The 12,194-nt window shown below is 37.6% G+C and carries 9 protein-coding genes; 5 read left to right on the top strand and 4 right to left on the bottom strand.

Annotated elements, in window-relative coordinates; translation table 11 throughout:
- Positions 1-716: 716 nt before the first annotated feature.
- From IGL56_RS10110 to IGL56_RS10090, 5 genes are all read left to right on the top strand, one after another.
- Entirely contained in the window at positions 717-2,009 is a 1,293-nt protein-coding gene (locus IGL56_RS10110) for a GntP family permease (RefSeq protein WP_002359581.1), read from the top strand.
- Positions 2,010-2,030: 21 nt separating this feature from the next.
- The gene (locus IGL56_RS10105; protein WP_002356517.1) at positions 2,031-3,179 is read left to right on the top strand and encodes a glycerate kinase; all 1,149 of its coding nucleotides are present in this window, start codon (positions 2,031-2,033) and stop codon (positions 3,177-3,179) included.
- Positions 3,180-3,320: 141 nt separating this feature from the next.
- A complete protein-coding gene (locus tag IGL56_RS10100) occupies positions 3,321-4,334 on the top strand; it encodes a CdaR family transcriptional regulator (protein ID WP_002356518.1) in 1,014 nt (337 codons plus the stop codon).
- Between the two features lie 122 nt (positions 4,335-4,456).
- A complete protein-coding gene (locus IGL56_RS10095; RefSeq protein ID WP_002356519.1) occupies positions 4,457-5,359 on the top strand; it encodes a diacylglycerol/lipid kinase family protein in 903 nt (300 codons plus the stop codon).
- A gap of 119 nt (positions 5,360-5,478) precedes the next feature.
- A complete protein-coding gene (locus tag IGL56_RS10090) occupies positions 5,479-6,213 on the top strand; it encodes a YcjF family protein (protein WP_002384134.1) in 735 nt (244 codons plus the stop codon).
- A 283-nt stretch (positions 6,214-6,496) separates the two neighbouring features.
- On the opposite strand, the gene IGL56_RS10085 is transcribed toward IGL56_RS10090, so the two are convergent.
- The 4 genes from IGL56_RS10085 to IGL56_RS10070 all read right to left on the bottom strand — a co-directional run bounded on the left by IGL56_RS10085 (position 6,497) and on the right by IGL56_RS10070 (position 12,183).
- The gene (locus IGL56_RS10085) at positions 6,497-8,206 is read right to left on the bottom strand and encodes an ABC transporter permease/substrate binding protein (protein WP_002356521.1); all 1,710 of its coding nucleotides are present in this window, start codon (positions 8,204-8,206) and stop codon (positions 6,497-6,499) included.
- Complete coding sequence (locus IGL56_RS10080; protein WP_002388977.1) at positions 8,199-9,389, bottom strand: quaternary amine ABC transporter ATP-binding protein; 1,191 nt, start codon at positions 9,387-9,389, stop codon at positions 8,199-8,201. The genes IGL56_RS10085 and IGL56_RS10080 overlap by 8 nt, the downstream gene beginning before the upstream one ends.
- A 200-nt stretch (positions 9,390-9,589) precedes the next feature.
- Positions 9,590-10,222 (bottom strand): GntR family transcriptional regulator, encoded by a 633-nt coding sequence (locus IGL56_RS10075; RefSeq protein ID WP_002356525.1) that lies wholly within the window; start codon positions 10,220-10,222, stop codon positions 9,590-9,592.
- A gap of 14 nt (positions 10,223-10,236) precedes the next feature.
- The gene (locus tag IGL56_RS10070; protein ID WP_002365037.1) at positions 10,237-12,183 is read right to left on the bottom strand and encodes an ABC-F family ATP-binding cassette domain-containing protein; all 1,947 of its coding nucleotides are present in this window, start codon (positions 12,181-12,183) and stop codon (positions 10,237-10,239) included.
- Positions 12,184-12,194 lie beyond the last annotated feature (11 nt).

The following is a 12,194-nucleotide window of genomic DNA, read 5'->3' as shown; positions in this document are numbered from 1 at the left end:
AGACAGTCAACTATATTTTAATAAGGATAAAAAAACGTAACATAAAGAGTATTTATGAAGCGACGACATTAGAAAATTATAAAAAAAGCTTGTGAGAGCAATGGCTCAGTAAGGGATATAAAACAAATTCAAGTAGTTTTTGGTACACTTGAATAGGAGTAAAATATGAGTTTCTAGGTGAGCAATTGAATATAGAAGATCCCAGAAAAAAAGCCAATCAGCTCATTTGGGATGCAAAATGAATCTTTAGGAAAGCAATGGTATTTGAACAATTTTTTTCAAAAAAGTGTCTGAGCTCAGTTAAAAATATCGATAAAATTAGTTGTGTCATTTTTAAAACTCACGTCATTAATACAAAGCTTCTAGCAATGTATTGACAAGTTTTAAAAAATACGAATAGTCATGTAATGTAGCTTAGTTATCTATAAAACAACAATAGTGGATACTCATTGACATAAGGAATAAACAACAGTTATGTTACATAAATCATAAAAAGATGCGAACAAATAAACAAAAAACGTTAAACCACGATGTTATAAATACTTTGACTTTCTAATTCAAGGATCGCCTCACCATGTACTAATTTTTATTTGTGAGGAAAAGTTTAAACTAGTTTTTTTGTGCATTTGAACAATAAATCCTGTTAAATTTACAATTTTAAAAAGAAAGGACTTTGATAGAATGAAAGCGTAAACAATTTAAGGAGCTGATTTTGAATGCCAGATATTACAATATCTTGGGTTGCTGCAATTTTAGGATTAGTTGTAGCGATAGTATTAATTTTGAAAAAATTTAATCCTGTGTATTCCTTGTTTTTTGGTGCAATTGTTGGTTGTCTTATTGGAGGCGCTTCCCTGTCAGATACAGTCGCTGTTCTATTAAACGGAACACAAAGTATTATGGGAACCGCAATCCGTGTCTTAGCAGCCGGCATGTTGGCGGGTGTGATGATGGAATCTGGTGCGGCAGAATCAATTGCCAACGCCATTGTACAAAAGCTTGGCGAGAAAAAAGCTATTTTATCTTTGGCATTATCCACAATGGTAATTACAGCAGTGGGCGTATTCATTCCTGTTGCAGTGTTGATTGTTGCCCCGATTGCTCTATCTGTTGGGAAAAGTACGGGTATCAGTAAGTTATCATTATTGATTGCCTTATCAGGTGGCGGCAAAGCGGGCAATATTATTTCGCCTAATCCAAATACTATTGCAGCGGCGAACGGCTTTGATTTACCTCTAAGTGACGTTATGATTGCTGGCTTTATTCCAGCCGTATTTGGCTTAATTACAGCTGTTGTTCTTGCAAATATCATGAGAAGCAAAGGATCAATGGTCAAAGAAACGGATCTTGTAGAGGAACAAACAAAAGAATTATTACCTTTGAAAAAGGCGTTGATCGCGCCAGTGTTAGCGATTGTCTTATTATTACTTAATCCGATTGGCGCCGTTTTAAATATTTCTTTCATCAAAAGTTTGAATATTGATGCTCTGTATATTTTGCCGTTCGCCTCAGTTGTTGGGACAATTGCGATTGGGCAAACAAAACAACTGGCCTTTTATGCATCTTCTGGCTTGAAGAGAGTAACCGATACCGTTTTAATTTTAATTGGTGCAGGTGCAATTGCTGGATTAATTTCTGTTTCTGATTTATCAACACAAATTGTCCACTTAATTTCTGTTATGGGAATTTCTGGAACCTTCTTGGCACCGATTTCTGGTATTTTAATGGGCTTAGCAGTTGGTTCAACATCCACAGCGGTTATTTTAGCGACAGGTTCTTTTGGACCAGCGATTTTAGATATGGGCACATCTTCACTTTCAGCAGCAGTCATGGTGCATACTGGTGCAACTGTGATTGATAGTGTTCCTCAAGGCAATTATTTCCATATTACGGCACAAAGTATGAATATGACGATTAAAGAAAGAATTCGAGTGATTCCTTATGAAATGTGTGTCGGTGGGGTAATGACGATTGTTGCAACCATTTTATATGGCTTTATTTTAAACTAGTTGGAAAGTAGGCGCGAAAAGATGACGAAAAAATTTGTTTTGGCTCCAGACTCATTTAAAGAAAGTATGAGTGCAAAAGAAGCCTGTCTGGCAATGGAAAAAGGGATTTTAGCTGTATTTAAAGATGCAGACATTCAACACGTCCCGATGGCAGACGGCGGGGAAGGAACGGTGGATTCCTTAGTGGATGCAACAGGAGGCACAAGAGTACCAGTGCGTGTGGCAGGACCGCTTCCTGATCAAATCGTTGAAACCTATTACGGCTTATTAGGTGACCAAGAAACGGTGGTCATTGAAATGGCGAAAGCCAACGGAATTGAATTGGTTAAAGCAGCAGAACGTAATCCCTTGATCACTTCTACTTATGGTACAGGAGAGATGATTCAACATGCGCTCAATCATGGGGCAAAAAAAATCATTATCGGCATTGGTGGTAGCGTGACAAATGATGGGGGTGCCGGTATGATTCAGGCACTTGGTGCGCGTTTGTTAGACAAGGAAGGGCAAGAATTGACACGTGGCGGTGGTGCATTAGATAAACTGGCGCAGATCGATTTAACACAGTTTGATCAACGTATTTTTGCTACCGAAGTTCTAGTAGCTAGTGATGTGAATAACCCACTAACAGGGCCAACAGGGGCGTCTCATGTCTTTGGTCCGCAAAAAGGTGCGACAGAAGAAATGGTGGCTCAATTAGATAAAAACTTAGCCCATTATGCAGCAATCATCAAAAAAGAGGTCGGCATTGATGTTGAGATGATGCCAGGCGCAGGAGCTGCTGGTGGTTTGGGTGCAGGGTTACTAGCATTCACAAAAGCTCAGTTACGCCCAGGGATTGATATTGTCGTAGAAGTGAATCAATTAGAAGAAAAAATAAAAGCTGCTGATTATGTCTTTACTGGTGAAGGCGGGATGGATTTTCAAACAAAATTCGGCAAAGCCCCTTATGGCGTCTCACGTTTGGCCAAGAAGTATCAAAAACCGGTTTTCGCTTGTGCTGGCTATATCGGCAAAGATGTGGATGTCCTCTATGAAGAAGGGATGACGGCTATTTTTGGAATTTTGGCCAAAGCCGAACCATTGGAAGCAGCATTGAAAAATGGGCCAGTTAACTTAGAAAGAACCGTTGAAAATATTGCTCGTACATTACAGCTGGTGCCTTGTGACTAAGAACTAACCATGGTATCATCAGTAATGAAAGCTGAAATAAAAATGTTCAGTCGTTGATCTGAAGAATTAAGCGTTTGGGACATAAGTCATTGCGGCTTATGTCCCAAACGCTACTCGCTTTTTAGAAAGTTGGCGATAGCAATGTTAAAATTAGACAAAATCCAAGCAAATAAAATTGTTGAAAAGTTGATGGCAGATATTCCTTATAACATCAATATTATGGATGAACGAGGAAAAATTATTGCGAGTGGAGATTCTGCTCGAATTGGGGAGCGCCATCGTGGTGCAGAAAGAGCCATCAATGAACGAAAAAATATTGAAATTTATAAAGATACTTCTTTAGAGAAAAAAGGCACCAATGAACCGATTATTTTGAATGATCACATTTTAGGTGTCGTAGGCATTTCAGGAGAACCAGACGAGGTGCGCAAATTTACCAAGCTTGTGCGCTCGATTGTTCTTTTACTGACAGAAGAATTAAATACACAACAAGAACGCGAAAAAAAGAAGAAACAAAAAAATCAGTTTATCCAGCACTTAATGCATGTTGATTCTGCTTACTCAGAAGCCTTAAAACTTGAAGCGTTGGAACTATATAACCTTCAATTAGATGACCAGAATCATTGTGTACTGACCAAGGACAAGCGCTTATTATCCAGTTATTATCCTGGCCATGAAATATTTGAATGGGAAAATTGTTATCTGGTGATTACTTCTGAACCACCTCAGATAACAAAGCCAGTAACAGAATACCTTGTGATAAGTTCGGAAAAAGCCACGATTCAACAAATGGTCCAAGAGGCACAAAACACGTATTTACTTCTATCGTTTCTTCAATTAGAAAAGGCTAAGTTTTACCAAGCAGAAGATTTTTTCATTCAAGGAATTTTTAATTTTCCTTTTCATATTGAATTGGATTTTTTTGAAACCATCCAGACGATTTATGATGAATACTATGAAACCGTTATTTTTTTCGCCAATCATAACTTAAACATCAATGAAACCTCACAAGTATTACATATCCATCGAAATACATTGAATTACCGTTTGAAACGAATTCATGAATTGACGGGGATGGATCCAAAAGTTTGGCAAGATTTTTGGAAATTGTTCTATTATTTTGCCTATTGCTTTAAAGAACGTTTTGAAAAGTAGTGAGGAGCAGGAATGCTTGTTTGTTAAGCAAGTGTCAGCATATTTTTCGCCAGAATTAAAAATATCTTTTATAATAATTGTAAGGAATCAAACGATTTAGATATCAATGAGGAGTGGTGCCAGTGAAAAAAGCAGTTTTAATTGTTAACCCCAGTTCTGGTGGTGAAAAAGCCAAAGAATTTGAAACGTTAGCAGAAGAAAAATTAAAGCAGTTATTTGATGAAGTTGTAGTGAAACAAACAGAAAAAGGCGGCGATGCAGAACAATTTGCCCGTGAAGCTGCGGAAAGTCACTTCGACAGTGTTTTCGTAATGGGGGGAGATGGAACCGTTAATGAAGGAATTAGCGGGTTGGCAGAACAAGCTTACCGCCCAAAATTTGGCTTTTTTCCTTTAGGAACGGTGAACGATTTAGCGCGAGCCTTGAATTTACCGATGGACCCTGAAGAAGCGATTCAACAATTAGATTTAGAAAAAACCAGTGCTTTAGATGTGGGGAAAATCAATGACGACTACTTTATGAATGTCGTTGCGATTGGGACGATTCCAGAGTCAATTAACGACGTGGACGTTGAACAAAAAACGAAGTTAGGAAAACTCGCTTATTTTATTTCAGGTGCCAAACATTTAGCGAATGCTCAAACGTATCCTTTTCATTTAAGCTTGGATCAAAAAGAACAAACCATTGAAAGTAGTACCGTTTTAGTTGGCTTAACGAATTCAATCGGTGGGTTTGAAACATTATTACCAGAGGCCCAAGTGGATGATGGCAAACTTCATTTAGTTTATTTAAAAGATCAATCATTGTGGGATGCAGTAAAAGCAGTCCCAGATTTGTTAAAAGGAGTCGACCAGTCCACTGATAATTTAGTTTACCTAACCTTTAAAGAAGGAACAATCTCCTTAGAAAACCAAGAAGAATTAACCACTAATGTGGATGGTGATGAAGGAGCTGCTTTGCCAATTACGCTGGAAATTTTACCTAAACACTTGACGGCGTATTGCGGTGAAGAACAAACAAAATAGCTGATTTTTTGAGAAAAGCTAGAACATTTCTATTTGTTTAAAAAACAGATAAGTTCTGGCTTTTCAAATCATCTAAAAGAGAATCAATCAGGGGCTATGCTATACTTTGTTTCTACATATTGATAGATAAGGGAGTTAATGAGATGAGAAGAAAAAAACATAAAAACAAAAAGAAACAAGAACTTTTTGAAGAGATTGAAAAACAAGAATTAGCAGAACAAGAAACTAAGCAATTGAATGAAGAAATCGAAGACCCAGAATTTCGTTCTTTTTTTCAAGATGTCTTGAAAAAATTTCCACAAAAAACATCTACGGCCATAATGAATGCTTTCGCAACTTCTAAAGGTAAAGCAGAACAATTAGTGACGAACAGTCAAACACAACTCGACAAAGTATTTGATGAATTTTTGGCTGGTGTTTCACCTGACGTGAAAAAGAAAAGTCATCAAACGATTCATTTTGCTGCATTGTCAGCAGCAATTATTGGGTTTTCACCAATTCCATTTTCGGATGCTTTTTTACTGGTACCTGTTCAATTAACTATGATGTCACGGCTGCATAAAATTTTTGGTCAGTCTTGGTCTGAAAGCTTAGGGAAAAGTTTAACCAAAGAATTAGTAGTGGTTAGTTTAGGTAAGAGCGCAGTCGGAAATATTCTAAAAGTGATTCCTGTTGTCGGAACTGTGACTGGTGGCATGGTCAATGCTTCAGTTGCAGTAGCAATTACGGAAGCGCTTGGCTGGGTGACCGTCAAAATGTTAAACGATGGTGTTGATATCTTTGATGATGTGATGTCTTTCAAAGGACAATTTTCAACATTATTTAAAGCCATCCAAAATGCTAAAAAGAAATAATCGCTGTATTGATTAACTAGGGTGAGACACATTTAAACTTTTTTAAGTAATTCGTAGCAAATTTCCAAGGTTTTCGTCACAAATTATTCACAGGTTCTCGTTAATATATAAGCATACCAACAAAACACCCAACATAAACACTTTTCATTTTTACTCCTCAAGTAAAAATAACTCCTTTCCACTCAGTCTACCCAACTGAGTGGTTTTTTTTGCGAAAAAAGAGGGCGTTGAACAATTTGTTCAACGTCCTCTTTTAATAGATGGGGAAGTCATTTGTTAAGAATTATTTTTTCCATTCTGCTACTTGGTCTTTATGTGAATCAACCCAATCACGTGCAGCTTCTTGTGGGTCTTTGCCTTCGTTAATTTCTAACATGACAGATTCCATATCCTTAGTTGTCCAATGGAAATTATCTAACACTTTGTAAGCTTCTGGTTGATCTTCTTTTAGGCCTTGGCGAGCCATTGTGTGAATCGCTTCTTCGCCGCCCATAGTGCCTTTTGGATCAGCTAAATATTTTAAATCATATTTTGCAAACATCCAGTGAGGAGACCAGCCAGTAATAACGATGTCTTCGTTGTTTTTAATTGCTTGTCCTAAGGCGACAGTCATGGCACCTGATGAAGAAGTTTCAACAGACCAATCTTTCAAATTAGGATAAGCTTCTTTAGTTTTCTCTGCTGCTGCAACAACACCAGCACCAGGTTCAATTCCAGTAATCTTTTTCCCAGCTTGATCAGATAAATCTTCGATAGAATCAACATCCATATAAGAAGGGACGACAATTCCTAGCTTTGCACCTTTAAGGTTTTCACCAAGGTCGTCTAATTTATCTTTATATTGTTTATATTGCTCTGCGTGAGTTCCTGGCAGCCACGCACCAACCATGGCATCTGTTTCACCTTTAGCTACAGATTCCCACATAATTGCGTTATCTAAAGGGGTCGTTTTAACATCATACCCCATATCTTTTAAGACTTCGGCAACCACATGTGTGGAGGCTACTTCGGTATCCCATTCCACATAAGAAAGGGAAATTTGCTTATCATTTGTTGTTGTAAAAATTGAAGCACCAACTAAGCCAGCGACAATTACAACAACCGCTGCAATAATCCCATATTTTTTCTTTTTAGAGGTGGCACCAGCTGCTTTAGGGGCTGCTTTTTTATTATTTAAATGTTGAGTAAAACGGTCAATGATAATCGCTAAAATAACTAAAGCCACACCATTTACGAAACCGTTCCCGACTTGTGCACGTTGTAAAGCGGAAAGGACGCCACGTCCTAATCCAGGCGCACCAATCATTGAAGCAATAACTACCATTGATAGAGCTAGCATGGTTGTTTGGTTAACACCAGCCATAATCGTGTTTTTGGCTAAAGGTAATTCTAATTTGAATAATTTTTGCCATCCAGTACTACCGTAAGAATCAGCTGCTTCAACAAGTTCATTTGGCACTTGTCGAATTCCTAAGTTCGTAAAGCGAACGGTTGGTGGTAAAGCGAAGATAACAGAGGCGAAGACCCCAGGAACCATACCAATTCCGAAGAATGCAACGGCTGGAATCAAGTAAACGAAACCAGGCATTGTTTGCATGAAGTCCAAAATCGGTGTAATAATACTCTTGGCTTTTTCACTTTTCGCCATTAAAATCCCTAGTGGCACACCAATGATAATGGAAATAACACTAGAAAGTAAAACTAACGTAACGGTACTCATTAAATCGTTCCATAAGTTTTGGTTATAGATAAACATTAAGCCGATAAATGTGAATAAACTTAAGCCAATTTTTTTATTAGAAATAAAGAAAGCAGCAATCGTTAATAGCACAATCAGCACAAGTGGTGGTACGGCTGTTAGTAAGGCAGTAATGTTGTCCATTACACTTTGACCAATTGTTTGTAAAAAGCTGAATAATCCAGCAAATGTTGAAGTTAACCAATCAGTAAAACTTTCAACCCAAGACGCGACAGGTAATTGATACTTATTCATGTTCGTTCACCTCTGTTTCTGCAAGTGCTTCAAGTACGCTACCACGGATGACCACGCCTAATAGTTTGCCGTTATCAGTCACAGCAAGAGGCGTTTGTGCATCATAAATCAGTGGGAAAATATCATTCACTAACATATCTTTGTCGATTGTTTGAATTTCTGGATCCACACATTCTACAAGAGAAGTCCCGTTTTTACGCGCTTCTAAAGCTTTTTCTGCGCGTACCACGCCTTTTAGTTGGCGTTTTTTATCCACGGCAAGTAACATACTCACTTCTTCTTGACGCATCCGTTTTAAAGCAACAGTTGGGCCATCAATTTCAATGTTAGTAGTTAAAGCAGGTACCATAATATTTTGGGCAGTTAAGACTTTTGAACGATCCACATCTTCCACGAAGGTTCGCACATATTCGTTGGCTGGGTTGGTTAAAATTTCTTCTCCAGTCCCAATTTGCATAATTTGACCATCTTTCATCAAAGCAATCCGGTCGCCGATTCGTAAAGCTTCATTCAAATCATGTGTGATAAAGATAATGGTTTTTTTGACATTTTCTTGTAAATCTAATAGTTCGTCTTGCATTTCACGACGAATTAACGGATCAAGAGCAGAGAACGCTTCGTCCATTAATAAAATTTCTGGATCGTTAGCCAAGGCACGAGCAAGGCCGACACGTTGTTGCATCCCACCAGATAATTGACTTGGTAATTGGTCTTTAAAAGCAATTAAGCTAGAATTTTCTAAGGCTTTTTCAGCTTTTGCTTGGCGTTCTTCTTTAGGAACACCACGAATTTCTAAACCATATTCCGTATTTTCTAAGATAGTTCGATGGGGGAAAAGACCAAAGTTTTGGAAAACCATGCTCATTTTATTTCGACGTACTTCACGTAATCCTTCTTTATCTAAAGAAGAAATATCTTGTCCATCAATATAAATATTTCCTGAAGTTGGTTCAATCAAACGATTTAATAAACGAATTAATGTTGATTTCCCACTTCCTGATAACCCCATAATAACGAAAATTTCGCCTTCTTCAACTTCGAAATTTACATCATAAACACCGACTGTGGCACCCGTTTTTTCTAAAATTTCTGTTTTGCTTTTGTTGGCACGAATCATTTCAAGTGCCGGTTTGGTTTTCTTACCAAAGATCTTGGTAAGGTGATTTACTTTTACTTTTGGCAAATCATTGTTCCTCCTCATTAAAAAAAGTGACTACATCAGACTACTATAAAGTTGTCACTTTGTCAAATTAGATGAAAATCTTTCTGAAAATGAAGAAAAACAGTATTTTAACTAGGTTTTATAGTGGTTTTTTATGAAAAATAGAAATAATAAATAAAAAAAGTGACTATTTACCGCAAGATAAGTAGTCACTTTTTTGTTTAAGGATAAAAGAAATTTTGGACACGTTGTAAGGTTGATTCGTCATGTCCAACAAAATAAAGTGTGTCGTTCAACGAAATCTTTGCATATGGACCAGGTGAGACCAAAAGCTCTTCTTTGTGTTTGATAGCGATAATCGTTGCCGAAGTGTTTTGCCAAAAATTCATTTCGCTAATCGTCGCCTCAAGATAAGCAGCTTCTTCTGTTAAAACTAATGAATAAGGATTCATTGGATTGAAAGAATCAAAACGCTTTGTTTGTTCAACAAGAGTATCTAGAATGCTAGAAAAATGAGTAAGTTCTTCTTTTTGTTTCGCTACGCTATCTAGCAATTCTTCTTTAATTTCAGCAATCGTTTGAACGTCTTGATATTGTGTCACAAAGTCCTGCGCTTTTTCTTTTGATGCCACATAGAAGCCGCTGCCGTGTTTGGCTTTAACGATTTCTAAATCAACTAAAACGATAATGGCTTTGCGAGCTGTTTCTGGCGACACTTGGTATTGGTTAGCTAGGGTGGAACGGGCATGGATTTTATCTCCAACATGTAATTTGCCTTCTGCAATTTTTTCCGCAACATCAACGGCGATTTGTTGATATTTGGGCTTCGTTAAACTGATTTTTTTGGAAGCCATAGTGAATCCCTCCGTTAATTGTTATTTTCCATTTCTTCTAATTCTAAACTGAAATTTTCCCATTGCTCAAGTAGTTCATCTTGTTGCTGACGAGCGTCATCTAATTGTTGGTTTAAAGCCAGCAATTCAACATGATTTTCTAGAATGTCTGGTTGACTCATTTGTGCTTCTAATTGTGCAATTGTCGTATCTAACTGAGCAAGATTTTCTTCGACTTGTGTTATTTTTCTTTGCAAAGTACGGAGTAATTTTTGTTGCTCCTTGTTTTGATAAAAGGTATTTTTGGCTGTAACTGGTTCGGGTTTTTTCGCCGCTTCTTCATTAGCTAAGAGGGCAGCGATTTCTTCTTCCTCTTGTTTCTTTTCTAAATAATAATCATAGTCGCCTAAATAAAGTTTGCTGCCTTTTTCAGAAAGCTCAACAACTTTTGTTGCAATTCGATTGATAAAGTAACGGTCATGGGAAACGAAGAGGATGGTTCCTTCATAATCAATCAGCGCATTTTCTAAAACTTCTTTATTATCGATATCCAAGTGGTTGGTTGGCTCATCGAGAATCAAGAAATTGTCACGATCCATCGCTAATTTTGCTAATGCCACACGGGCTTTTTCGCCACCACTTAATAAAGGAATCGTTTTTTCAACATCATCTCCACTGAAGAGAAAGCCGCCTAAAATACTTCGAATCTCTTTTTCAGGTGTGGTTGGGTGTTCATCCCATAATTCCGCTAGGACCGTTTTATTGCCATGTAAATTGGCTTGCTCTTGGTCATAGTAACCTACAGAAACATTGGTGCCAAAAGTTTTACTTCCTTTAATGAAAGGAATGCGGTCAATAATTGATTTCAAGAGAGTGGATTTACCAATTCCGTTCGGTCCGACTAAGGCAATGGCTTCTTTGCGACGAATATCCAAGTGAATAGGTTCGGATAAAATATGTTCTTGGTCGTAACCAATGGCGGCATCTTCGACTTGTAAAACAACATTTCCCGAGACTTTTTCACTATCGAAAAGAAAATGCGCCGATTTTTCATCTCCTTGAGGTCGGTCTAAACGGTCCATTTTTTCTAATACTTTTCGGCGACTTTGTGCACGTTTCGTTGTAGATGCACGAACCAGATTTTTGGCAACGAAATCTTCTAACTTATTGATTTCTTCTTGTTGCTTTTCATACGCTTTCCATTCACTGGCTAATTGTTCTGCTTTTAACTCTAAGTATTTGGAATAGTTTCCTTTGTAGTGAGTCATTTTTTTGCGGCTCAGTTCATAAACTTCATTAACTACCTTATCTAAAAAATAACGATCGTGGGAAACAATCAATAGGGCGCCGGCATAGCTTGGCAAATAAGATTCCAGCCAAGAAAGCGTCTCGATATCTAAGTGGTTTGTAGGCTCGTCCAGAATTAAAATGTCTGGTTTTTGTAAAAGCATTCTTGCTAATGCAAGCCGGGTTTTTTGACCACCAGATAAGGTTTGAATATCTTTCGTGTAAAAGGATTCATCAAAGCCAAAGCCGTGAAGGACTGAGCGAATTTCATTTTCATAGCCGTAGCCATTTTTTTCAGAAAACGTATGTTGCAATTGATCGTACTCTTTTAAAATTCCTTCATAAACGGAAGTGGTTGGCTCCATTTCACTAATTTTGGTTTCTAATTCTCGCATACGCTGTTCCATTTCTAGGATGTCAGCAAAGGCTTTTGTCATTTCTTCCCAAACGGTTTTATCTGATTCTAAACCGGTATTTTGAGCTAAATAACCTAACGTAGCAGTTTTATTTTTGGCAATGGTTCCGCTATCGGGAGCATCAATGCCTGCAATGATTTTTAAAAAAGTCGATTTTCCAGCACCATTACGACCAACTAAGGCAATCCGACTTTTTGTTGCAATTTCTAAATGTATGTTTTCAAACAATGTTTCCGAGCCAAAATGCCGGGCAACTTGATTTGCTTGTAATAAAATCATCAGTAGTCCTC

It is taken from the genome of Enterococcus sp. DIV1316a (assembly GCF_050536915.1).
Lineage (GTDB): Bacteria > Bacillota > Bacilli > Lactobacillales > Enterococcaceae > Enterococcus > Enterococcus faecalis.
Note: the sequence above shows the minus strand (reverse complement) of the source record. Positions and strands in the feature narration are given on the sequence as shown.